Source organism: Streptomyces sp. 8N114 (genome assembly GCF_052245835.1).
Lineage (GTDB): Bacteria > Actinomycetota > Actinomycetes > Streptomycetales > Streptomycetaceae > Streptomyces.
Map to the genome: position 1 here is coordinate 63,522 of NZ_JBQQBT010000003.1, position 21,016 is coordinate 84,537.

The following is a 21,016-nucleotide window of genomic DNA, read 5'->3' on the forward strand; positions in this document are numbered from 1 at the left end:
GCCAGACACGTTCAGGCCGCGTATGCAAAGTGTTCGATGATGACGAGCGTGCCCTGGCTGCCAGGGCGCACCGCATGCTCTACTCCAGCCTCGACGACGTACAGCTCTCCCGCGCGCACCTCGACCTCGATGCCACCGGCTACCAGCTGCAGTGCACCGTCCACGACCAACAGTGCTTCCGCTGTGTCATGGGACTCCGGTTCCATGGGGCGTCCGTCCATCCGCAGCACCTTCACCCCGGTGTGCCCGACCTGCCCGAGCAGGAGCGAGCTCCAGGCGTCGGGCAGTTCTACGGCCGTGCACTGTATGTCGACGACGTTCATCGGCATGCCTCCTGGCGGGCCGCCTGGCCGGAGGGCTGAATGAGCCGCCGGAGACGCCCGCGATCGTGATCAAGGGATGCAGTGACGTTACGACACGGTGGCGGACCGGTGGTCGACCGTTCGGCAAAACTTCCCAGCCGCCCTTTCCGCCCCGTTTGAAAGGCAGGGAGGGGCTGTATGAAGTGCCGGGGTGTGGCTGTGGAACGATCCTGATGTGGCTCGCGGGGGTCTGACAGGGGCGAACAGTCGGGGGCTGCTGGAGCCCCCCGTTCTCCAGCATCAAGGTTTGCACCGGCGCGCTCATGCCGCACCGGGCGCAGTCGGCCTTCGCCGCACCTGTCGGACAGGGCAGGTGTCGCCCACGCCAACAGCAGGCTCAGCACCAGCGCCGAGCCCTCATTCGGCGCACCTCACAGGTCTTCCCGCGCACGGTGACGCGCATCAGCTTTCCGTGCCAAGTCACCATGTCGGCACGGGACCCGCGCCGTGCGTCGTCGTGGCAGGACGGGAAGGAACCTCCACGTCGTAGGTCTTCTCAGCGCCCGAGGCCCACCGCAGACGCAGCGTCGGGCCGGTTTGCCGGCCGGTCCTTCGCGACGACGCGGCGTCACGGGCGACCCCTGGACAACGACCAAGCCGACGGCCGTTCAAACTGCTGTTGTTCGTTGTTCGCGCCAGGAGGCTGTAGGGGAGGCGGAGCGGATGACGAGCCTATTTGACCAGGTGGAAGTCCGGGTGCTGCAGCCATGCTTCCAGGAACTGCACGTCACCGACGTGGCGAAATGCCCGCTCAGGGGTGTCGGTGTCGTAGGCGACCTTGACGAGTTTTCCTGGCAGTGAGGCCACTGGTGCTCTGGATCGGTTCGCAGATGCATCGTCGCCTGCGGCGTCATGCGAGAGGCCGCGGCCGAGCAAGCCGTCGAAATCGATCAACGCGCCGAGGCGTTTGGCGAGAGCGAGCGTCAGGTGGCCCAGCAGCAGGTGGTTGACCGGGCCCGAGCAGCCGGCGCCGAGTACCAGTCCCCGCACAGGTGGCTGTGCGAAGGCTGAGTAGTCCTCGTCCTGCGCCGGTATCTCTTCATCCTCCGAAAGGGAAAAACCGCCCACGCCCGCAAGGTCGAAGCCCGGCAGCCCCACAGCCGTACCGTCTCGTACCCAGAAAACAAGGTCCCCGCCGGTGGTCTCGACCGGATCGCAGAAGCGAGCCAGCCACGGAGCCACAACTGTCAGAACGTCCTCGCACATCGGCGGCTCGAAGAGCCACAGCCCAACTGCCGGTCCCGGCATACCGCCTCCGATCGCGTCATGGTCAGGCTGAAGTCCAAGCTCAGTATTGTCGCTTCAGGCGACGGTCTCTCGGGTGACGTCCAGCAGATTGGGCTTCTTCTCCCAGAACGCGGCGAACAGAGCGTCTTCTCCCTCGTCTCGAACGAGATCAGCCTCGCCGGCAGTGATCGGCAGGAGTGTGATGGTCTGGACGTTGATGTTGCCTGACTCTTCCTTCAGCAGGCCGAAGCCGTCGCGGAAGAACGGGCTCGGACAGCCGAGCACGGCATGTATCTGCGTCCCCTTCAACAGTGCCTCGTCGTTCTCAACCACGAAACCGTATTCGATGAGCCTGCTCGGGTTCCGGAGGAGTATCTGGGCCATGGAGTCGACAAGATGGCGAGCGACGTGGCGCTGACCCTCCCACAGGGTGCACGCCAGTTCGACCGGAGCCAGGGCGGTAAGGCCCTGGGAGCGCAGTCCGTCGGTGGTCACCGTGCTCAGGGGCGGCGTCTCCCTACGGAACTCCAGCAGACCGTAGCCACGGTCTTGGGCCTCTTCGCGCTCCACAACCTCGCCGAGATGCCGCCTGAGGTGGTCGAGGTAGTCGTTGTCCGCCGTCATGGGTGCTTCCTCTGCTCGCCGTGCCAAAGACGATCACGGTAGCGACACCGCCCACAGATAGCGACCTTGGAACGTATAGCCCCGAACTGCCGGCACCGTCGCACATGAGGCCCGCGCCGCGAGTGTGTCGTAGCCCGGATTGTTCGACAGGGCAGCGCACCGAGGACACCGCGCCGGAGGTTGCAGCCCAAGCTGAAGCCCAAGTTGAGGCTCAGCCCGGGACCAGGCCGATATCGCCCACGATGTGTCCCACCTCACCCCTCCTGCAATGTACGCCTCCGTATACAAGCTGTAGCTTGGGTGTTATACGCTGCCGTATAGATGAGCGGAGTGAGTGGAATGCCCATCCGTTCCGTTGCCTTCCACTACCCACGGCCCGAACACTTCGAGGAGTTCGTCGGCCGCGCGCACCGTGTGGGCGAGGTCGTCGGCTTCGACGAGCGCGAACAAGAGCCGTGCCACGTCTACACCCTCCTGCCGAAGTAGAGCGAAGGCGATCGCGACCATGAAACTGCCGAACACCGCACACACCTCTCGCCCGTGGCGGATCCACGAGATCGCCGCAGACTTCCTGCTCGAGGACGTGTGGGCGGTCCGCACGCCCGGCGCCGGCCCGGACGACTTCCCCGCGATGCTCGCCGCACTACAGGCGCACGACAGCGCTTCGCAGGACCCCTTGCTGCTGCGGTTGTTGCTTGCGGTTCGCTGGAAGCTCGGTGCGCTCCTGGGGTGGGACAAGCCCCAATCGGGAGTCGGGAAGCGGGTTTCCTCGCTCCGCGAGCGCCTGCCGAACGACCTCCGCCAGGCCCCGCCCGGCCCGGACACCGGGCTGGGGCCGTTCACCCCGGTGTACGGGCTCGACGACGAGTGCGCCCTCGAAATGGCGAACAAGACCGTCCACACGATCATGCACCTTGGCTGGGCGCCGGCCGTGAACGGCGGGCACGAGCTGCGCATGGCGGTCCTCGTGAAGCCCAACGGCAGGGCCGGACGGCTGTATATGGCCGCTATCGCGCCGTTCCGGCGCTTGATCGCCGTGCCGGCGTTCATTCGCACGCTGGAACACGCGTGGCGGGACCGGGGCCACCCCGGCCCGGACGGCAGTGAAGCTGTCGCCGTTGCCGGTGCCGTGGGGACGCACGTCCCGGAGTCCTTCCGCGCTCTCAGCTCGTTGCCGGAGATCGACTACGTCGACCGCTTCACGCTTGCCACTGACGCCGGGGCCACACCGGAGCAGTGGGCTCGGGCGATGTTCGGCGACACCCCCAGTGCCGCGGAACGGCTGATCTGGCGCGGCCTCCTCGGAATCCGGCTCAGCCGCGGGCGATCGCCGGACACCGTGGCCGGATGGCGGATCGCCGAACGAGGCGGGGACTGGATCCGGCTCGAGGCCGCCTCCTGGTTCCTGACCGGCAACCTCCTCGTCCAGGCAACCGATGGACGCGTGTCACTGGGCACCTTCCTGCGCTACGACCGGCGTCTGGGCCAGGGTCTTTGGCCCCCGCTGTCCGCAGTCCATCGCCGACTGGCACCCGGACTGCTCCGCGACGCAGCGGCAAAGATCCGAGCATCCCAGTGAGTAAGCCCAAGCCTCGTCGTCAGGGAGCGCGATGAGGCGTGGCGCAGGGTGCCTACGTCCCCCGGCCAGGGCGATGCTGCTGGATCAGGGCGGCTGGCCCACTGTAGGGAACACCTTGGCCGCTTGCGGTCCGGGATGATCGGCTGGGGCCCGCAGCCAATCGCACCGTCTTCGACGTCGCTGCCGTGAACCGTAGATCCGCAATGTGAGCGGCGCGGGGCCTGGGCAGGCCAATTCCCGGGCCCCCTCGCCTCAGCTGCCGGCCACACGTGCGGCCACCAACTCCTTCCGCAGCTTCCCCGTCTCGGCACAGTGCGCGTGTCCTGACCACGCCCGTGCTCGACAACAGCCCCGGCCGTCGTCGCCAGAGTCTGCTCCTACGTCTCCTACGTCTCCTATGTGGCCTACGCGAACGCAGCGTCGTGAGCGCGCGATTCGGGTGACCTAATCGTCAATGCACTTGGGGTACTTCGACCCGCGGTTGCAGTCGTGGTAGTCGTACTTGCTGACCCGGAACTTCTTCTGGTCGCCTCCATTGGCCGGATCAACCACCAGATAGAACTTCTTTCCGTCCTTGACCTTCTCAGTGACTCGCCCTTTGGGGCCTTGGTCGAAGTCCTGTGCGCATCCTGCGAGGGCAAGGGCTGCAACGGAGGCGGAGATAAAAAGGGCAAGGTGGCGCATGTCGTGCTCCGATCAAGTTGAGAACACGAACACTCTAAAGAACCTTGGAAGAGCCAGTGAGCCGGCGCCAGCCCTCGACCTCGCCGAGGCCCTGTGTAGCAGCGGACCAACCCCCCGGCGGTAACCGACTCCGGCAGACGCCCTTCCCGAGCCCCGTTACCGTCAACACGATGTCCGGATATGGCCAATTACCGTAGGAACGAGTACACAGCAGCAGCCATGGCGGCCGCCAGTCGGACAGATCGGCGGCGCCGTTTTGCCACGTACCGCGGTCTTGTTCGTGGTGGAACACCCGACGCCGCGGTGGCCGAGCCTGCGACCACCGCGGCGAGGGGGAAAGGCCGGGGCGTACCTGAGCCTCAGGTGACAGCCCCGGCTGTCAAAGGGTTCAGCCCCAAGTGACGCCAGCCGGCTCTTGGATCGTGACGTTGATCCGGTTGAAGAAGTTGGTCATTGCGATCATGAGGATGAGGGCGGAGAGCTGTTCCTGGTCGAAGTGGGCGGCAGCCTCGGCCCACACCTCGCCCGGTACTCCGTCTCCGGTGTGGTCGGCGAGCCGTGTCGCGTATTCGGCGAGTGCCAGGGCTGCTCGTTCGGCGTCGGTGAAGAACGGTGCCTCCCTCCAGGCGGCGACGGTGGCGAGCCGCTCGGGTGTCTCGTTGATTTTCTGTGCTTCGCGCAGATGGCCGTGCAGGCAGGCGGCGCAGCCGTTGATCTGGCTGACCCGCAGGCCGACCAGTTCCTGGATTTCCTGCGGCAGGCTGCCTTTGCCGATTGCCTTGAAGATGTTCTGGACGCCTGTCAGCGCGTCCGTGAGAATCAGCGCCGGGTTCTTCATCCGGGGCTCGGTCCCGTTGTGTTCCGGGGCGGTGCGGGCCAGGGTGTGTTCCTGAGTGGTCATGTGGTCACTCCTCATCAGGGTCGAATCAGGTCGGTGCACAGCTATGACGTATGGGGCGGGGCAGTTGTGACCTAAGTTCTGCTCTTCTTTGCTCGCGGCATCATGAGCACTACCAGCAGCGCTGCTGCTGCGATGCATGCGGCAGCCAGGAACGCGGTCTGGTTCGCCGCTGCCTGGACTTCGCGGATGGCCAGCGGATCCCGGCCGGCCGCGGCCAGCTCGGCCTCGAAGCCGTTGTAGGCGAGGGTGGTCACGACTGCGAGTCCCAGCGCGCCGCCGGCCTCCTGACTGGTGTTGATCAGACCGGCGCCTACGCCTGCCTCCTCCGATGAGATGCCGGTGAACGCGGCAATCTGCAGGGTGACGAACACCATGCCGCAGCCCAGGCCGAGGGCCAGGAAAGCGGGCAGCAGATCGAGCGCGTAGCCGCCGTCGGCCGGTGCCCGCCACAGCAGCAGCAGTCCCGCCACCCCCACCATCAGGCCGGTGATCAGCACGGGTCTCGCCGCCACCTTCGTGATCAGCCCCGAGGCGATGCCTGCTCCTGCCGCCACGGCCACAGCCAGCGGTACGTAGGCGAATCCGGCCTTCATCGGGGAGTAGCCGTACACCTGCTGCATGAAGATGCTGCAGAAGTAGAACATCGCGCCGAAGGTGCCGAAGACGAGAACTGCGGAGAGATTGGCGGTGCGCATCGTGCGCAACCGGAAGATGCGCAGGGGCATCATCGGGTCCTGGGCCCGTGCCTCGATCAGAAGGAAAGCGCTCAGCAGCAGGGCCACACCCGCCAGGCTGCCGAGGGTGCGTGCGGTGCCCCAGCCGACCGTCGTGGCTTCACCGAGCGTGAAGATCAGCAAAAGCAGCCCGGCTGTCAACGTCACCGTTCCCGGGGTATCGAAACGGCGGCCTGTCGTCTGTATGCGGCTCTCCGGCACGACCCGTGGAGCCAGCAGGGCCGCACCCAGCCCGATCGGCACGTTGATCCAGAAGATCCATTCCCAGCCGGGGCCGTCGGCGAAGACTCCGCCCAGGATGACGCCGATGATCGACGCGATCCCCGAGAGCGACCCCCATACGCCAAGCGCCTTGTTGCGCTGTGGTCCCTCGGCGTAGGTGTGGGTCAGGATCGACAGTGCCGCCGGGGCGATCATCGATGAGCCCAGGCCCTGGAGGCCGCGGGCCGCGATGAGCATCGGGCCGTTGACCGCGAGACCCGAGGCGAGAGAGGCGAGAGCGAAGAGCGTCAGGCCCGCCTGCAGCAGCCGGCGGCGGCCGAAGGTGTCGGCGAGGCGTCCGCCGAGCATCAGGAAGCCGCCCAGGACGGTCGAATACGCCGTAACGATGTACTCGAGGCTGACGTCCGACATGCCCAGCCCGTCCTGGATGGACGGCAGTGCGAGGTTCACGATCGACACGTCAAGGAAGACCATGAACTGAGCCACGCACACAAAGGCCAGGACCACTCCCGGGGAACGGGCCGGGGCATGGGCCCCTGCGGTTCTGTTCGTGGTGAGTGTCATCCCACGGCCCCCGCAGTCTGCCGGGTGGGCGTCAGGAGCCGGTGCCACAAGTTGGACAGGCCCAGCCCCATGAGCAGCGCCGCCAGCTCGGGCTCGGTGAAATGAGCTCCGGCCTCGTCCCAGATGTGGTCCGGCACCGGCTCCTGCCGGTCGGCCAGCCGCGTGGCCGCTTCAGCCAGGGCGAGGGCGGCGCGTTCGGCATCCGTGAAATACGGGGCATCCCGCCAAGCGGCCACGGCGAAGAGCCGCTCGTCGCTCTCGCCGGCCGCGCGCAGATCGGCCGCGTGCTTGCTGGTGCTCCAACTGGAGCCGTTGATCTGGCCGGACCGCAGATAGACAAGGTTGAGCAGCGTCGCGGGCAGCGCTGCCTGCACCGCCGCGCTCAGCGCCCCCAAAGCCGGGAAGGCGTCGGGTACCAGCGCCGCGGGATTCTTCATACGGGGTATGCGCGAAGGCATCGCGTATCTCCTCATGAGTGTCATCGGTGCCACAGGTGTCACCGGTCTCGTGTCACATCGACGGCCTGTGGTCCGTCATCCACCTGACGGACCCGAACGAGGAGTTGTGACGGATGAGCGAGAACGCATTCCCGGCAGGCCCGAGGGCCGGGGACGAGGGGGAGTACGAATTCCTCGCCGAGCAGTTCGAGAGCCACCGCGGTCATCTGCGGGCTGTGGCCTATCGCATGCTCGGCTCACTCGCCGAGGCCGATGACGCCGTTCAGGAGGCGTGGTTCCGGCTCAGCCGCTCCGATGTGTCCGGTGTGGAGAACCTCGTCGGCTGGCTGACCACGGTGGTGGGCCGCGTCTGTCTCGACATGCTCCGCACCCGCAAAGCACGTGCCGAGGAGCCACTGGATGTGCGAACCCTGGCGCCCGCGGCCGGCGGTGACCCGGAAGAAGATGCGCTCCTGGCCGACTCCGTCGGCCTCGCTCTGCTCATCGTCCTGGACACCCTGACTCCCGCAGAGCGGCTCGCTTTCGTCCTGCACGACCTGTTCGCGGTGTCGTACGAGGAGATCGCGACCATTGTGGGCCGCACCCCCACGGCTGCCCGGCAGCTCGCCAGCCGCGCCCGGCGCCGGGTGCAGGGCGCTCCCGCCGACGATATCCGCGTCGACCGGCAGCGGGAGATCGTCGACGCCTTCCTGTCGGCCGCGCGAAACGGCGACTTCGACGCGTTGGTCGCCGTCCTCGACCCGGATGTGGTGGCGCGCTCCGCCGCTGGGGTGACCACGGGCGCGGCTGCGGTGGCCGCCGGCGCGGCGAGCTTCGCCCACATGGCCCGGATCGCACACCCCGCCCTGCTCGACGGCACCCCAGGCACCGTGGTGCTCACCGACGGCCGCCCGGAAAGGGCTCTGGCCTTCACCTTCCTCCACGACAGGATCGCTGTGATCGACATCGTGTCGGACCCGGAACGCCTCGCCCGGCTCGACGTCACCCTTTTCGACCGGTGACCCCCGGTAGCTGGGCTGCTCCGGGGCGGCGATCGCCGCTGCTCTGGCTCACCGGCTGTCAGCCGCCGCACCCACTGGAGACAGACCAACCACAGCACCCCGGACCGAGTTCCCGCTCGCCGTCCGACAGCCGGATCCCCAACCCGCCCTGACAGTCGGCCGGCCGTTCATCCCCTCCCATGACCCCCGCGAAGGCCCCCGGCCTCACCCAGGCCAGGGGCCTTCCGTTCCTGTCGGCCTCGAGAGGGGCCGGCGTCCCCCTCTCCCGGTCCCCAGGGTTGGGGGTCAGTCGTAGAAGGCGATGTTCATGTTCTTCGCGCGGCCGTCTGCCGTGACTGCGTAGAACTCGGCTTTCTTGTCGCTGCCGTCGACGTACTGGCTCGCGTTGTTGGTCCCCCCGCAGTTGTTCTTCTCCGTGAGTTTCCCGTGGCTCACGCGCTCATCCTTGTTGCTGCCCTTGTCCCATTCGTACACCAGATATTCGTCCCCGCCATTCGGCTTGGGGCTGTACATGCAGTCACGGAACTTCCCGCCGCCGGACTTCGCGATGTGCTTCGACACGTACAGGCCACCGTCCTGACGGAACGACGACCTGCCGATGAGGTTCAGCTCGTCGTCGATCTTCGCGGAGCTGTCGGCGAGCACCTCCGTCGACCCGGAGGCGGCGGACGCCGGCGTGGCTGCGAGCACCGGAAGGGACAGTATCGCGATGGAGGCGCCCAACAGGCCCAGCGTCTTCCGCGACGTTGTGATGGTCATGCCTTTCCCCTCGTGAGTGTGACTCAGGCCCTGTCCGGGCCCTTGCTTACGTGCCGCTCGTAAGCGGTGTGGTCTCGACTCTCGAGGCAGTGAGGATTGTCTGTAAGGCCAGATCAGGCGTATAGACAAAGGGGCTGGGGCTTGAAGGCAAGCCGGGTTGGCAGGTTGTCGGCAGTGGGCGTCATGCCGGCCTCATCGCCCGTATGTGGATGGCCGCCGGGGGGGGACCTTGCCACAGCTCCTCGTAGCAAGTGGTGACACGCCAGACTCCGCGACGCGCCACGTACTCGCCGGTGGGCCCCACCCTCTCAACAAGGTGTGTGCCGGGACACGTGTCCCGGCACACCGCGCCGTCTCTTGGTTCGGGACTGGATGCAGGCGTGGGCGGCAGCTACGGCTTGACGTGCGGCCAGACGAGATTGGCCAGGGCCGCTTGTCCTTGCGCGTTGGGGTGGTAGGAGTGCACCAGCGGGTTGCTGAATCCGTTGATCCACTCTTGGTCGTCGCAGATGGCGTGCCCGAGGAAGGGACGTTCGACTTCTGCGAAGGCGAATCCGTGCTTGGCTGCCTGGATGCGCAGTACGTCGTTGAGGGTGTGCGCGGCGGAGTTCATCACGGGCAGGCTGCTGGCTCCCAGGCCGTCGGCGAGGCAGTGCCGGTTCTGGGGGTTGACCAGTTTGGGATAGCCGACCACGACGACCTTGGTCTTTGTCTTCGACGTCTTTGCCTTGATCTTGTCGTACAGGCGGTCGAGACGTCCGGGAAGCGTTTCGGCGTACTGCTTCTGGATCCATCTGAGGTCGTTGTTGCAGGGCTCGTCGTCCCCGATGGCGCACTTGATCAGCACATCGGCGAACCCGAAGTCGTTGGCTCCCACCTGCACGGTCACCAGCCTGGTCTTCTTCGTCAGGGCCTTCGCCTGCTTCGTGCGTACCTGGGCGACGGTGGCGCCGCAGTAAGCCTGGAAATCAAGCTTCGCGCCCAGTGCTGTGGCGATGCGCTTCGGGTAGGCCCGAGACGAGTTGGGGACCCGGATGCCGGCGTTCTCGTTGATCCAGCAGTTGTGCGATCTCGCGGCCGGGGCTCCCGCGCCGATACCGGCCGCGACGGAATCCCCCAGCGCCACGTACTTCAGGGGCGGGGCCGTGCTGTCGGCCGTGGAGGTTCCGGGGGCGGCCATGGCCATGCCGCCTGCCAACAGCATTGTTCCTAAGCTTCTGACAACGCGTTGTCTCTGCTGCACCGTTGATTGTCCTTCCGTGTCCGCGTGGTCGTGATGAGGCTCGGCGTGTGCCCCGTACGACCTATGAGCTGGATCTGGGGCGGCACGCTGATCCGAGGAGCCACAGCCTGCACGAGGTGGTCGACCCCGGCCATGGCGGAGCTGTGTCCCGGACAGCGGTTCAGTGTCCTGCCTGGTCATCCCTACTTCGCGGACGTGTCCGGGACACCAGGGCGGCCGCGTTGCACGCTTGGCCGGCGGCCGGGCGTGCAGATCTGCACGGTCACATCTTGGCGATGAGCCCGGTCGCCTGCCTGGCTGGTGGTGAAAGCCCGTCGTCGGCTGTCTCGGCCGGGAGACCGGCCGAGACAGCCGACGACAACAGCCGAGCAGCGTCAGTCCAGGCAGAACTCGTTGCCCTCGGGGTCGGTCATCACGATGAAGCCGGCGCTCAGCGGGGGAGCGGGCTCGTCGCGGCGTACTCGCGTGGCTCCCAGCGCGACGAGCCGGTCGCACTCGGCCTCCAGCGCCGCCATCCGCTCCTCTCCCTGCAGTCCGGGAGCCGCACGGACGTCGAGGTGGACGCGGTTCTTGGCGACCTTGTCCTCCGGCACCTGCTGGAAGAACAGCCGCGGGCCGTGCCCGTCCGGGTCCTCGATGGCCGATTTCGTGTTGCGCTGCTCCTCCGGTACGCCGATCCGCGCAAGGAAGTCGTCCCAAGCGGCCAGTGGGTCGGCGTCCTTGGGCAGGTCGACTCCGGGCGGGCCGGGGTGGACGTAGCCCAGTACGTCGCGCCAGAAGGACGACAGCGCCCGCGGGTCGTGGGCGTCGAAGGTGATTTGGAGGTGGCGGCTCATCGGGTTGCTCCGTTCGTAGCGGGTTGCGTGTGCAGGTAGAGGTCGCGAATCAGGCATACCTCGGACAGGTGGTGGATCAGCTCGCGGTGGATGTGCAGCACCAGATCGGCCATGGACACCTCGGGGAAAGGCTCCTTCGGGCCGACCGGGACCCGGAGCCCGGCGTCGCCGAGGCCGGCCACTCCGGCCAGCCAGACGTCCAGCTGGGCCTCAAGTTGGTCGAGTGCGGTGGCCGCGCTGCCGGCGTACTCCCAGGTCTCGTACGATGCCGCCGGTGCGCCGAAGTGTGCCGCGTTGCGCGCGGCGAGTACGCCGACGATGACGTGACCGAGTCGCCATGCGATCGTGGTGAAGACTGCGGGAACCGGCCCGGGGAAAGCGAAGTCCAGCGTGAAGTTCCCGGCGCCCAACTGCACGGGCGCCGTCGAGCTGTCGCGCGGCCGCACGCTCCAGGTGTCGGGCACCGGCGACCAGAAGTACTCGTCGTCGGTGAGGCCGTCGAGCCTGGCTCGGAGCTGATGATTCCAGTGGAACTCCCACTGCTCGCGCAGCGTCCGGTTCCAGGGGAGTGTGTCCGCGTTCATGGAGCCACGCTGACACCGCTCGCGGTCAGATTCCGTCCGCAACCCCGTCCCGCGTACGTACGGCCCGGGTGCCTGTCCGCCATCAAATTCGAACCAGCATGCGCATGCGGTGAGTGGGTGGCGAGACCGAGCGGAGCTGCCCGGCACCCTGGCGGGCACAGGCAGTCCGGGACTTCCGGTCAGTCAGCCCCACTTGCCGGGCCATGGTGGGTGGGGGCGGTGAGCGGGTGGGTCGGTCAGGAAGCGGGGACGGGGCCGCCGGGGCGGAACCGCTCGACCCCGACGATGTGCCGTACCTTGACCGGGCGCACGATCACCGCGACCCGCTGCTCTCCCGGCATGATCCACTCGAACCGCTCGCTGCCCAGGTACTTTTGGGCCAGCCGGTCCATCCGGTCGTGCGCCTCCTCCCCCTCGATGAAGCGGGCCACCTCGCCACTGATCTGCACTCGGTCGAAGGGGTCGGCCGCGTCCGCGTGGGAGAGATAGACGCGGGGGTCGCGGCGCAGGTTCTCCTCCTTCACCCGGCCCACCGAGGTGTTGAACGTCAGCTGGTTTTCCCCCTCCAGGTCCACCCACATCGGACTGACCTGCGGTGCTCCGTCGGCGAATACGGTGCCGACATACCAGATGTTGGGGGCTTGGAGCCGGGCGCGGACGGCTTCGTCGAAGGTCGCAGTCATCCCGGGAGGCTACCAACCAAGATCATTCGGGGGAGTGGTGGGTTTCAACGGGGAAAGCCGGTGCTTCCACGTTCCCCGTGCTGACCGAGCGCGACCGGGCGCCGCCAGCACCCGCGCACGGACGAAGAAGGCGCCAGGGCAGGCCGACCACCGCGGGCGGGCTGTCTCCTCGGAGCCCAAGTCCCAGTGGCCGTGCCTGTGCGGGACAGCGGAGCCACTGTCAGTGGTGCGGTGCAGGATGTGGGCATGGAACCTTCGAAGACTGTCCGGATGCTCTGGGATCGGATGCAGGATCGGGACTGGGCGGGCGTCGGCGAACTGCTGGCAGACGATGTGGTCGTGGAGTGGCCGGTCAGCGGTGAACGCATCCTCGGCCGGGAGAACTACGTGCGCATCAACGCGGAGTATCCGGAGGGATGGTCGATCAACGTCCTCTCCCTCGTGTCGTCCGATAATGACGTCGTCTCTGAGGTCGAGGTCCCTCACGACACGATGGGCGTCCACCGGGTGGCGTCCTTCTGGACCGTTGACGACGGGCTGATCACCAGCGGCCGCGAATACTGGACCCAGCTCGGCGCGGACCCCTCTCCTGCGTGGCGGGCTCCATACGTCCAGCGCATCTGAGGCCGCTCAACTCCTGGTCCGCTGTATTCGCAGTGAGCGGGCCACCTTCTGTGCCGCTCGCTGTTCCACAGGGGGCGGGCGTAACCGGCAGGCTGCGACGATCGGCATACGACGCGCTCGACCTCGGCGCCGGTCTCATGAAAGAAGGCCGCGCAGGGCGGCGCCGATGAGGGCGATGCCCTCATCGATCTCGTGGGCGGAGCCCGCCGCATAGCCGAGTACCAGTCCCGGAGGGCCGGGGCTGATGCGGTGCCAGGACAGCGGGTGCACCTTGACGCCCTGTGCGAGAGCGGCGGCGGCGAGATCGGTGTCGCAGAAGCCGCTGTCACGGAAGCCCCAGTCCCGGAAGCCACTGTCGCCGACGCCACTACGCGGGTCGCCGAAGGTGACCATCAGGTGGAGGCCGGCGGCGGCCCCGTGGACGCGGGCGCCGGGGAGGTGCGTCTCAATGGCCCGCAGCATCACGTCCCGGCGCCGACGGTGGCGCAGCCGGACATGGCGCAGATGCCGTTCCAGCTCGCCCGAGTCCATCAGCCGGGCGAGGACCAGCTGGGTGAGGATGCCGTTCCCAAGGTCGGCATACCGCTTGGCGGTCACAGCGGCGTCCAGTCGGCCCGGCGGTACGAGGAGCCAGCCGACCCGCAGCGCGGGCGCGAGCAGTTTCGACACGCTGCCCGCATAGCAAACGCCTTCGGGTATCAGCGAGCGCAGTGCCGGCACCGGCGGCCGGTCGTAGCGGTGCTCGGCGTCGTAGTCGTCCTCGATCACCACCCCACCGTCGGCTGCCCAGCTCAGCAGCTCGCGGCGGCGTTCCCCGTCCAGGACGACGCCGGCGGGGAACTGGTGGGCCGGGGTCAACAGCACCGCACGGGCGCCACTGGCGCGCAGCGCGCCGACGTCGAGGCCGCCCGCGTCCACGGGGATGGGGACGATCGTGTGGCCCCCGTACTCCAGCTGCTGGCGTGCTCCGAGCGATCCGGGGTCTTCGACGGCGATGCGGCGGATTCCGTCTGCCCGCAGGAGCTGCATGAGCAGACCGAGTGCCTGTGCCACACCTGCGACCACGATCACCTCGTCCGGGTCGGCGCGGATGCCGCGGTTGCGGGCCAGCCAGCCGACTACGGCCCGGCGGAGGGCGGGAGCACCCTGGGGGTCGCCGTAGCCGAAGTCGGCCGGACCGACTCCCGTGAGGACGGCGCGTTCGGCGCGCAGCCAGCTGGTGCGGGGGAAGGCGGCGAGATCGGGGACGCCGGGGGAGAGATCGATACGGCAGGGCAGGGCGCGCAGAGCGTCGACGACGCCCTCGCGGTCGGCCGAGCCGAACAGCGCGGGCCCGGGGTCCGCCGGGCCGTGGGCGCGATCGCGGGGCGCGGCGGGAGCCGCCACGACCACCGTGCCGAGTCGGCCGCGACCGGCGATCTGACCGGACTCGGCGAGCCGCCGGTAAGCCTCGGTGACCACACCCCGGGTGACGCGTAGCTCTTCGGCGAGCACTCGGCTGGCAGGCAGTCGTGCTCCGACGGGCAGTCGGCCATCGGCAATGGCCGAGCGCAGCCGGTCGGCGAGCCAGGCGGTGCGCCCGCCGGGCGGCGCCTGGCCGATGTCCAACTGGAGGAAGTCCGAGCCGACAGCCGCGCCGGAGATCGGCGTGCTGTCCGCCGAAGCGTCCGCTCCTGCCGCCGACGCCGCCGGCGCCGAATCCCGCAGCCCGCCGGGTGGCTGCCGCGCGCCCGTAGGCCGCCCGTGACCCACCGATCCGGGAGCCGGATCAGCCATCCGAACGCGCATTTTTGGACCCCTCGGAAGATGGCACCGTGGACCTGTCCATGACGTCCATTGTGAGGGCAGGTTGGACGGTATGGACACACCTTCCGCTTCATTCGCCCAGCTCATCCCGGGCATGGTCGGGATGGCGCTGGTCGGCAGCAGCGTCACCGTCTCGCACACACTCGTTGACGCCCCGCTGTTCACCACCCAGGCCGTCCGCTACACGGCCGCGGCCGCCGTTCTCGTGGTCATCGCCCGGCTCGCCGGTGCTCGCCTGGTGTGGCCGCGCGGACGGGAGTGGCTATGGCTGGCCGGGCTCGCGGTCACCGGCCTGGTGCTGTTCAACGTGGCCGTGGTCCGGGGCGTCGCGCATGCGGAGCCCGCAGTGGTCGCCGTAGCGGTGGCGTGCGTACCGGTGGTTCTCGGGGTGGTGGGCCCGCTGCTGGAGCGGCGGAGGCCGAGCCGACAGGTCCTGTTGGCGGCGCCCGTCGTCATGGCAGGCGCAGTGCTGGTGGAGGGAACGGGCCGCACCGATGCCGCCGGGGTGGCCTGGGCGGCGCTGGCCCTGGGCTGCGAGGCCGGGTTCACGCTGCTCGCGGTGCCGGTACTGCAACGGCACAGCCCATGGGGGGTGTCCGTGCACGCGACGTGGCTGGGCGGCGTGCTACTGGCCGTCCTCGGCACGACGCTGGAAGGACCTTCCGCCGTCCGGGAGTTGTCCGGGCCTCAGTGGGCGGCTGTCGGCCACCTGGCGCTGATGGTGACAGCGGTTGCCTTCGTATTGTGGTACTCGACAGTACGAGCCGTCGGGGCCGGGCGAGCCGGGCTGCTCACCGGCATCGCGCCGCTGGCGGCGGCGGCCGTCGGCGCCGTCTCGGGCACAGGCGCGCCAGGGCCGTCGGTATGGCTGGGTATCGCCGTGGTGATCGTCGGCCTGGTCGGCGGCCTGCGGCCACGTGACGTTCCCGCCGGGGAAGTCACGGATATGGATCACACCGCCCCGGCGGATCCCCAGCCCACCTCGGTGCGCTCCAGGTGTGCGACATCCCGCGAGTTCTCCTGAGCTCCGCTGCGTCCCCGTCCCCGTGGCCGGGGGGCTCCTCCTTCGTGCGCCCTCCCGCAAAGTGACCTGGCTGTAGGGGGTCAGGAGGACCGGGTGTGGTGGTCCAGCAAGCGGGTGAGCAACTGCACGAACTGGTCGCGTTCGGCCGGACTCAGCGGCGCGAGCAGGTCGTCGTGGAGGTCGTCCAGGACCTTGTCGAGGCGGCGCAGGTGGCGGCGGCCTTGGGCGGAGATCGTGATGACGTTGCGGCGCCGGTCGCCGGGATCCGGCGCCCGCTCGACGAGGTCACGCTCGGCCAGTTCGTTGAGCACGGCGACCATGTCGCTGCGGTAGATGCCGGAGCGCCTGCTCAGCTCCGCCTGGCTGCCCGGCCCGTATTCCTGCAGTGAGGCGAGCACGGCGTAGTGCCACTTGCGGGCATCGACCTGGGCCAGCCCTTCGTTGATCAGTCGGTCCGACCGCATGGTCAGCTGCGACAACAGTCGGCTCGCCCGTCGACGCAGCCTGTCGGGCGTCTTGGGCGCGCCGTCGTCGGGCATGTCCGCGGCATCGGCTCTGCTCATGGCGCCCACCTACCCGTTGCGTTAGTGCAACTAACGATGTACGTTCGCTCGTGCCGAAAACGTTAGTGCAATAAACGATAATTCGGTGAACTTCAAGGAAGGAAGACCCGCTATTCCCACCAAGATGTTGCAGATTCCCACCGCGGACGGCCAGGCCGACGCCTTCGCCGCCTTCCCCGACCACGGCGAGCAGCACCCAGGGGTGCTGATGTACGCGGACGCCTTCGGCATCCGGCCCGTGCTGCGGGAGATGGCCCGCGAACTGGCCGGGCACGGGTACTACGTGCTCGTCCCCAACTTCTTCTACCGGCACGGCCCGGCACCGGTGATCGAACTTCCCGAGCACATCGGAGAAGAGGCCCGGCCCGCGGTCATCGCCCAGCTGATGCCCTTGATCGAGGCGCACACCGCCGAACGCATCCTGAGCGACGCCGACGCCTACCTCAGGTTCCTCACCACCCAGCCCGAGGTCGGCGCCGGACCGGTCGCGGTGACCGGCTACTGCATCGGCGGCCTCCTGGCGATGCGCACCGCCGCGGCCCACCCCGGCCAGGTGGCCGCAGTCGCCGGATTCCACGGTCCCGTGGGCGCCGACGGGCCCGACAGCCTGCGCCGCCTCCTCTCCAAGCTCACCGCCCAGGTCCACCTCGGCCACGCCGAAACCGACATGACGCCCGAGGCCCTCGGCGAGCTCAACCAGGCCCTGGATGCCGCAGGTGTCGACTACACCTCCGAGATCTACCCCGGCACAGTCCACGGCTTCACCATGGCCGACACCGACGCCTTCGACCCCGCCGCACTGCAGCGCCACTGGGACCGCCTGCTCCCCCTCCTCGGCCGCACCCTGGCCAACAGCTGACGCTCCGGCTCGAAAACCAAACCCGAAGCACACGGCTCCGGAAGCCCTCAGCTCGCACTCTCCAGGTCGGGACGGTGACTCCGCCGGATCGGGTTCAACCCGCCTCAGCGGGACGCTTCGCGGGCTGCCGTCGCCACGCAGATCGCCATGGGCCCCGTACGTCCAGAACGCGTGGCGTTTGCCCCCCGCACCACGTCGTGGGACGCGACCTCTGCGGTTCATCGAGCAGTAGCGGCTCTGGCTCTCGCTCTGTGGATCCCCGCCCTGGCCTTGCCCGGGCGGGGGAGGGGCGTAGGGCAGCCAGCTTGTTTCCTCGATGCGCGGTCACGGCGCGGCCGCTGCGACCGACCCTGTCGGCTGTCGTGGCTTCCGCGTTCCGACAGGCTCTGCTTGCCCGGTTCATCCGGGCGATGCCGACCGCGTCGCGTACCTGGCCACCCTGGCGCCCGGCGGGGACGTCGACCACCGCGGCACACCGTTCACCGGGCGAACTGTTGAGCGAACTGCTGACCGCACGCCCATAGGTGGCCCATTGGCCGCGATGCGTGGCCAGGCGCTCCTCGCCGGTCATCTGAACTGCAAGTTTGTCGACGGAGCCTCGTGGGCCTACGTGGGCCGCCACGGTCGGTAGCGTTCGGACCGATGAGTTTCTGCGCGCCACGGTGTCCAAGAAACAGGGCCGGTGGAGCCTTCCCCTGAGGTGACTGGATCGGCCATCGAGATCGAAGAGAGAGTTGTGTGTGATGAAGCTGGTTGTGCAGGAGTTCCTGACGCTCGACGGTGTCGCCCAGGGGCCGGGGTCCCCGGATGAGGATCCCAGCGACGGGTTCACGCGGGGTGGCTGGTTCGTGCCGCATTTGGACGAGGAGTTCGGTCGGCTCGCCAGTACCTGGCTCGGTGAGGCGGACGCGTTGCTGTTCGGCCGCCGTACCTACCAGAACTTCGCGCGGGACTGGCCGCAGATGACCGATCACCCCAACGCCCGCATCATGAACAGCCTGCCGAAGTACGTAGCCTCCAACAGCCTGACCGAGGCCGAGTGGCACCCGACCACGATCCTGTCCGGTGACATCCCCGCCCAGGTCGCCGAACTGAAGCGGCAGCCCGGCCGGGAACTGCAGATCCACGGCAGCGCCCAGTTGGCGCAGTCTCTGCTGGCTGCCGGCCTGATCGACGCCTTGCGGCTCGTGATCGCCCCGGTCGTGGTGGGCCAGGGCCGACGCCTGTTCCCGGACGGCGGCGCACCGGCCGGCCTGCGTCTCGTCAGCCAACAGACGACACCGGGCGGCCTCTCGGTGCACACCCTCGAATCGACGGGGCTTCCGGAGTACGGGACCTACGGGGCCGACGCGTAGGTCTCCTGGTGCCGGGCCGGCAGCAGAAGCGATCGCCGGTCGAACTCCCTCTCGCCGACTGGCCTCCACCAAGTTCGGACGCCAGTCGGGGCCCGGCCCGAGATCGAGCCGGGCCCGCCGTGGACCTCCCCCGGTGGATCTCCCGGCGCCAGGGCGTAGGCGGCGCCGGCGAGCAGGAACGGCCCGGCCAAGAGGGGGGTGCCGAGAGAGTCGGCGAGGCTGCCGGTGGGAGCCGCGAGGTTGGGGCCGACGACACCGCCGAGGGTGGTGGCGACCAGGACGGTGGAGACACGGGCGGCCGGGAGCGGAGAGACGGGCGTCTGTGGAGCGGACGCGGCGCGCAGAGCAAGAACTGTGCCCGACCTCAGGGGTGAAGGTTGGTCATGGTGTCCGGAACCCGCGGAAGGTCACCGGCGTGCGGACCACGAAGCCGAGCCGTTCGTAGAGGGCGATGGCGGCGGTGTGCGCCGCAGCCACGTGCAGGAACGCGCGCTCGTTGCGCGACTCGATGCGCTCGATCAGTGTGCGCACCAGGCGGGCGGCGTGGCCGTGCCCGCGCGACTCAGGGGCAGTGCAGACCGCGCTGATCTCGGTCCAACCGGGCGGGTGGAGCCGTTCGCCCGCCATGGCAACGAGCTTGTCGTTCTCGCGGATGCCCAGGTAGGTGCCGAGTTCGTGCGTGCGGGGCCAGAACGGTCCCGGGCTCGTTCGTGCGACGAGGTCGAGCATCTCCGGAACATCGTCGGCCCCCAGTTCGACGACTGCGGCCGGCGTGCGCTCGACCGCCGTGTGACCGGGATCGCCGTCCAGGGGAAGGATCAGCTGGAGGCCGTCGAGAGAGAAGACCGGTTCCCAGTCGCCCGGCGGAGTCGCCGGGCAGCTGAACATGTCGGCGAGTTCACCGCGGCCGAGCAGGGCGGCCAGATCAGCCCAGGCTGCCGGGCCCGCATCGGCGGAGACTGTGGAGAAGGTCGTGACGTCCGGCAGGTAGGTGGCCGCACCGCCGAGGCGATGGGCCAGGTGCGCGTGGTGGCCGCGGAGCGACTCGCCGACCGGGTCGTCGAGTGCCGTGTCGTCGCGGTTGACCTTCATGGGGCGCCCTTCTGCGTGTCTTGCGTCTCGAGGCGGATCGTAGGCTGCGCCCGTGACCGACGCGCTCGCACCGACGACTCCCGACCGCCGACGACTCCCGACCGCCGACGACTCCCGACCGCCGACGACTCCCGACGACGCCGACGACTCCCGATGACGCCTTCGGGACGCTGCTGGCGGGCAACCAGCGGTTCATGACCGGAGCACCCGCACACGCCAGAAGCGACAGGTCTGTGACGCAGCTCACCAGGGAAAGGTGACAGGGCGTTGTCGCGGGCGACTGCAACTGTCGACAGCGTGACGATCACAGATGAGGACTGCCTCGCCGAGACCTTGAAGTTCAACGAGCGATTTGCCGCCGCTGCTGCGAGCCGCCCGGCTCGCGAAGGGATGCCGGACGCAACCCTGCTGGCCACCCTGCGGCGTAACCGGCTCGGTGGCGACACGCCACCGGTGAGACTGCCGCAGGGCCAAGACCGCGTCATTACGGGCGGGGTGAAAGTCCGGGCATTCGTGCCCGACCATGTTGACGGCGTGTACCTGCACATACACGGAGGCGGCTGGGCGTTCGGCTCCGCGGACGGGCAGGATGAGAAGCTGTGGCAGCTTGCCGAGCAGGCACGACTGGCCGTGGTCAGCGTGGAGTACCGCCTCGCACCGGAACACCCGTTCCCCGCCGGACCCGAGGACTGCGAAGCGGCCGCCCGATGGCTGATGGACCATGCCGCAGCCGAGTTCGGCACCGAACGGCTGCTGATCGGCGGTGAATCGGCCGGTGCCCACCTGAGCGTCGTGACCTTGCTTCGCCTTCGCGACCGGCACGGCATCACCGGCGCGTTCCGCGCCGCCCACCTGCTCTTTGGCCCGTACGACCTGTCGATGACACCAAGCCAGCGACTGTTTGGATCAAAGCGGCTGCTGAGCAACACCGACACACTTCGGCGGACCTATGAGCTGTTCACACCGGCGATGGGGGCGGAACAGCGCCGCGATCCTGAGGTCTCACCACTGTTCGCCGACCTCGCCGGCCTGCCGCCCGCCCGGATCGTCGTCGGCACGGAGGACCCTCTACGGGACGACTCGCTGTTCCTGGCCGCACGATGGCAGGCGGCAGCTGCGCCTGTGCAACTCGGTGTCGTCGCCGGCGCCATGCACGGCTTCACCCTGTTCCCCTTGACCATCACCGAGCGGGAACTGCGGCGTGAGCGGGACTTCCTGGCCACAGCGTGACG

23 protein-coding genes and 1 pseudogene are annotated in these 21,016 nt (G+C 68.4%); 8 read left to right on the forward strand and 16 right to left on the reverse strand.

The features are described 5' to 3' along the window. Positions 1-11: 11 nt before the first annotated feature. The 3 genes from ACTWQF_RS08405 to ACTWQF_RS08415 form a co-directional block, all read right to left on the reverse strand. Complete coding sequence (locus ACTWQF_RS08405) at positions 12-323, reverse strand: cupin domain-containing protein (protein WP_443278549.1); 312 nt, start codon at positions 321-323, stop codon at positions 12-14. 711 nt (positions 324-1,034) lie between these two features. Further along, positions 1,035-1,610, reverse strand: a complete 576-nt coding sequence (locus tag ACTWQF_RS08410; protein WP_443278550.1) for a DUF6368 family protein — start codon at positions 1,608-1,610, stop codon at positions 1,035-1,037. A gap of 54 nt (positions 1,611-1,664) precedes the next feature. Continuing rightward, positions 1,665-2,213: a suppressor of fused domain protein gene (locus ACTWQF_RS08415; protein WP_443278551.1), complete on the reverse strand. Its 549-nt coding sequence runs from the start codon at positions 2,211-2,213 to the stop codon at positions 1,665-1,667. 321 nt (positions 2,214-2,534) lie between these two features. On the opposite strand from ACTWQF_RS08415, the gene ACTWQF_RS08420 reads away from it, so the two are divergent. Beyond that, a complete protein-coding gene (locus ACTWQF_RS08420; RefSeq protein ID WP_443278552.1) occupies positions 2,535-2,699 on the forward strand; it encodes a hypothetical protein in 165 nt (54 codons plus the stop codon). 19 nt (positions 2,700-2,718) lie between these two features. Next, positions 2,719-3,792, forward strand: a complete 1,074-nt coding sequence (locus ACTWQF_RS08425; RefSeq protein WP_443278553.1) for a DUF2867 domain-containing protein — start codon at positions 2,719-2,721, stop codon at positions 3,790-3,792. Positions 3,793-4,236: 444 nt separating this feature from the next. Here the strand turns inward: ACTWQF_RS08425 and ACTWQF_RS08430 are convergent, their stop codons facing one another. The 4 genes from ACTWQF_RS08430 to ACTWQF_RS08445 all read right to left on the reverse strand — a co-directional run bounded on the left by ACTWQF_RS08430 (position 4,237) and on the right by ACTWQF_RS08445 (position 7,355). Beyond that, positions 4,237-4,476, reverse strand: coding sequence for a hypothetical protein (locus tag ACTWQF_RS08430; RefSeq protein ID WP_443278554.1), 240 nt, complete (start codon positions 4,474-4,476; stop codon positions 4,237-4,239). Positions 4,477-4,864: 388 nt separating this feature from the next. After that, complete coding sequence (locus tag ACTWQF_RS08435) at positions 4,865-5,377, reverse strand: carboxymuconolactone decarboxylase family protein (RefSeq protein ID WP_443278555.1); 513 nt, start codon at positions 5,375-5,377, stop codon at positions 4,865-4,867. Between the two features lie 71 nt (positions 5,378-5,448). Continuing rightward, a complete protein-coding gene (locus ACTWQF_RS08440; protein WP_443278556.1) occupies positions 5,449-6,819 on the reverse strand; it encodes an MFS transporter in 1,371 nt (456 codons plus the stop codon). 74 nt (positions 6,820-6,893) lie between these two features. Beyond that, positions 6,894-7,355 (reverse strand): carboxymuconolactone decarboxylase family protein, encoded by a 462-nt coding sequence (locus tag ACTWQF_RS08445; RefSeq protein ID WP_443278557.1) that lies wholly within the window; start codon positions 7,353-7,355, stop codon positions 6,894-6,896. A 113-nt stretch (positions 7,356-7,468) separates the two neighbouring features. Between ACTWQF_RS08445 and ACTWQF_RS08450 the strand changes: the two genes are divergently transcribed. Beyond that, positions 7,469-8,356, forward strand: a complete 888-nt coding sequence (locus ACTWQF_RS08450; protein ID WP_443278558.1) for a sigma-70 family RNA polymerase sigma factor — start codon at positions 7,469-7,471, stop codon at positions 8,354-8,356. A 285-nt stretch (positions 8,357-8,641) separates the two neighbouring features. Here the strand turns inward: ACTWQF_RS08450 and ACTWQF_RS08455 are convergent, their stop codons facing one another. The 5 genes from ACTWQF_RS08455 to ACTWQF_RS08475 form a co-directional block, all read right to left on the reverse strand. After that, positions 8,642-9,115: a hypothetical protein gene (locus ACTWQF_RS08455; RefSeq protein ID WP_443278559.1), complete on the reverse strand. Its 474-nt coding sequence runs from the start codon at positions 9,113-9,115 to the stop codon at positions 8,642-8,644. Positions 9,116-9,506: 391 nt separating this feature from the next. Continuing rightward, positions 9,507-10,295 carry a GDSL-type esterase/lipase family protein gene (locus ACTWQF_RS08460; protein WP_443278560.1) on the reverse strand — a complete coding sequence of 263 codons (789 nt, stop codon included), beginning with the start codon at positions 10,293-10,295 and terminating at the stop codon, positions 9,507-9,509. Positions 10,296-10,732: 437 nt separating this feature from the next. Beyond that, entirely contained in the window at positions 10,733-11,194 is a 462-nt protein-coding gene (locus tag ACTWQF_RS08465) for a VOC family protein (protein WP_443248395.1), read from the reverse strand. Further along, positions 11,191-11,778 (reverse strand): DinB family protein, encoded by a 588-nt coding sequence (locus ACTWQF_RS08470; protein ID WP_443278561.1) that lies wholly within the window; start codon positions 11,776-11,778, stop codon positions 11,191-11,193. Before ACTWQF_RS08470 ends, ACTWQF_RS08465 begins: the two co-directional genes overlap by 4 nt. A 236-nt stretch (positions 11,779-12,014) precedes the next feature. Continuing rightward, positions 12,015-12,461, reverse strand: a complete 447-nt coding sequence (locus tag ACTWQF_RS08475) for a TIGR03618 family F420-dependent PPOX class oxidoreductase (protein WP_443278562.1) — start codon at positions 12,459-12,461, stop codon at positions 12,015-12,017. A gap of 246 nt (positions 12,462-12,707) precedes the next feature. Here ACTWQF_RS08475 and ACTWQF_RS08480 point away from each other — a divergent pair, with 246 nt between their 5' ends. Then, positions 12,708-13,085 (forward strand): nuclear transport factor 2 family protein, encoded by a 378-nt coding sequence (locus tag ACTWQF_RS08480; protein WP_443278563.1) that lies wholly within the window; start codon positions 12,708-12,710, stop codon positions 13,083-13,085. Between the two features lie 135 nt (positions 13,086-13,220). Here the strand turns inward: ACTWQF_RS08480 and pdxR are convergent, their stop codons facing one another. Next, complete coding sequence (gene pdxR / locus ACTWQF_RS08485) at positions 13,221-14,861, reverse strand: MocR-like pyridoxine biosynthesis transcription factor PdxR (RefSeq protein WP_443278564.1); 1,641 nt, start codon at positions 14,859-14,861, stop codon at positions 13,221-13,223. A gap of 82 nt (positions 14,862-14,943) precedes the next feature. Here pdxR and ACTWQF_RS08490 point away from each other — a divergent pair, with 82 nt between their 5' ends. Next, entirely contained in the window at positions 14,944-15,915 is a 972-nt protein-coding gene (locus ACTWQF_RS08490; RefSeq protein ID WP_443278565.1) for an EamA family transporter, read from the forward strand. 80 nt (positions 15,916-15,995) lie between these two features. Here ACTWQF_RS08490 and ACTWQF_RS08495 read toward each other — a convergent pair whose 3' ends face one another. Then, positions 15,996-16,478 (reverse strand): MarR family winged helix-turn-helix transcriptional regulator, encoded by a 483-nt coding sequence (locus ACTWQF_RS08495; RefSeq protein WP_443278566.1) that lies wholly within the window; start codon positions 16,476-16,478, stop codon positions 15,996-15,998. Between the two features lie 112 nt (positions 16,479-16,590). Between ACTWQF_RS08495 and ACTWQF_RS08500 the strand changes: the two genes are divergently transcribed. Further along, a complete protein-coding gene (locus tag ACTWQF_RS08500; protein WP_443278946.1) occupies positions 16,591-17,337 on the forward strand; it encodes a dienelactone hydrolase family protein in 747 nt (248 codons plus the stop codon). 743 nt (positions 17,338-18,080) lie between these two features. After that, positions 18,081-18,692: a dihydrofolate reductase family protein gene (locus tag ACTWQF_RS08505; protein ID WP_443278567.1), complete on the forward strand. Its 612-nt coding sequence runs from the start codon at positions 18,081-18,083 to the stop codon at positions 18,690-18,692. A gap of 146 nt (positions 18,693-18,838) precedes the next feature. Here ACTWQF_RS08505 and ACTWQF_RS08510 read toward each other — a convergent pair. Continuing rightward, a pseudogene (locus tag ACTWQF_RS08510) lies at positions 18,839-18,994 on the reverse strand (MFS transporter); the annotation flags it as partial. A gap of 79 nt (positions 18,995-19,073) precedes the next feature. Further along, a complete protein-coding gene (locus ACTWQF_RS08515; RefSeq protein WP_443278568.1) occupies positions 19,074-19,784 on the reverse strand; it encodes a GNAT family N-acetyltransferase in 711 nt (236 codons plus the stop codon). Positions 19,785-20,081: 297 nt separating this feature from the next. Between ACTWQF_RS08515 and ACTWQF_RS08520 the strand changes: the two genes are divergently transcribed. Beyond that, positions 20,082-21,014 (forward strand): alpha/beta hydrolase, encoded by a 933-nt coding sequence (locus ACTWQF_RS08520; RefSeq protein ID WP_443278569.1) that lies wholly within the window; start codon positions 20,082-20,084, stop codon positions 21,012-21,014. Positions 21,015-21,016: the final 2 nt, after the last annotated feature.

What these genes read in the sequence shown, in the direction of transcription:
- ACTWQF_RS08405 (WP_443278549.1), bottom strand. Translation starts at nt 323, where the DNA reads ATGAACGTCGTCGACATACAGTGCACGGCCGTAGAACTGCCCGACGCC.
- ACTWQF_RS08410 (WP_443278550.1), bottom strand. Translation starts at nt 1,610, where the DNA reads ATGCCGGGACCGGCAGTTGGGCTGTGGCTCTTCGAGCCGCCGATGTGC.
- ACTWQF_RS08415 (WP_443278551.1), bottom strand. Translation starts at nt 2,213, where the DNA reads ATGACGGCGGACAACGACTACCTCGACCACCTCAGGCGGCATCTCGGC.
- ACTWQF_RS08420 (WP_443278552.1), top strand. Translation starts at nt 2,535, where the DNA reads ATGAGCGGAGTGAGTGGAATGCCCATCCGTTCCGTTGCCTTCCACTAC.
- ACTWQF_RS08425 (WP_443278553.1), top strand. Translation starts at nt 2,719, where the DNA reads ATGAAACTGCCGAACACCGCACACACCTCTCGCCCGTGGCGGATCCAC.
- ACTWQF_RS08430 (WP_443278554.1), bottom strand. Translation starts at nt 4,476, where the DNA reads ATGCGCCACCTTGCCCTTTTTATCTCCGCCTCCGTTGCAGCCCTTGCC.
- ACTWQF_RS08435 (WP_443278555.1), bottom strand. Translation starts at nt 5,377, where the DNA reads ATGACCACTCAGGAACACACCCTGGCCCGCACCGCCCCGGAACACAAC.
- ACTWQF_RS08445 (WP_443278557.1), bottom strand. Translation starts at nt 7,355, where the DNA reads ATGCCTTCGCGCATACCCCGTATGAAGAATCCCGCGGCGCTGGTACCC.
- ACTWQF_RS08450 (WP_443278558.1), top strand. Translation starts at nt 7,469, where the DNA reads ATGAGCGAGAACGCATTCCCGGCAGGCCCGAGGGCCGGGGACGAGGGG.
- ACTWQF_RS08455 (WP_443278559.1), bottom strand. Translation starts at nt 9,115, where the DNA reads ATGACCATCACAACGTCGCGGAAGACGCTGGGCCTGTTGGGCGCCTCC.
- ACTWQF_RS08460 (WP_443278560.1), bottom strand. Translation starts at nt 10,295, where the DNA reads ATGGCCGCCCCCGGAACCTCCACGGCCGACAGCACGGCCCCGCCCCTG.
- ACTWQF_RS08465 (WP_443248395.1), bottom strand. Translation starts at nt 11,194, where the DNA reads ATGAGCCGCCACCTCCAAATCACCTTCGACGCCCACGACCCGCGGGCG.
- ACTWQF_RS08470 (WP_443278561.1), bottom strand. Translation starts at nt 11,778, where the DNA reads ATGAACGCGGACACACTCCCCTGGAACCGGACGCTGCGCGAGCAGTGG.
- ACTWQF_RS08475 (WP_443278562.1), bottom strand. Translation starts at nt 12,461, where the DNA reads ATGACTGCGACCTTCGACGAAGCCGTCCGCGCCCGGCTCCAAGCCCCC.
- ACTWQF_RS08480 (WP_443278563.1), top strand. Translation starts at nt 12,708, where the DNA reads ATGGAACCTTCGAAGACTGTCCGGATGCTCTGGGATCGGATGCAGGAT.
- pdxR (WP_443278564.1), bottom strand. Translation starts at nt 14,861, where the DNA reads ATGGCTGATCCGGCTCCCGGATCGGTGGGTCACGGGCGGCCTACGGGC.
- ACTWQF_RS08490 (WP_443278565.1), top strand. Translation starts at nt 14,944, where the DNA reads ATGGACACACCTTCCGCTTCATTCGCCCAGCTCATCCCGGGCATGGTC.
- ACTWQF_RS08495 (WP_443278566.1), bottom strand. Translation starts at nt 16,478, where the DNA reads ATGAGCAGAGCCGATGCCGCGGACATGCCCGACGACGGCGCGCCCAAG.
- ACTWQF_RS08505 (WP_443278567.1), top strand. Translation starts at nt 18,081, where the DNA reads ATGAAGCTGGTTGTGCAGGAGTTCCTGACGCTCGACGGTGTCGCCCAG.
- ACTWQF_RS08515 (WP_443278568.1), bottom strand. Translation starts at nt 19,784, where the DNA reads ATGAAGGTCAACCGCGACGACACGGCACTCGACGACCCGGTCGGCGAG.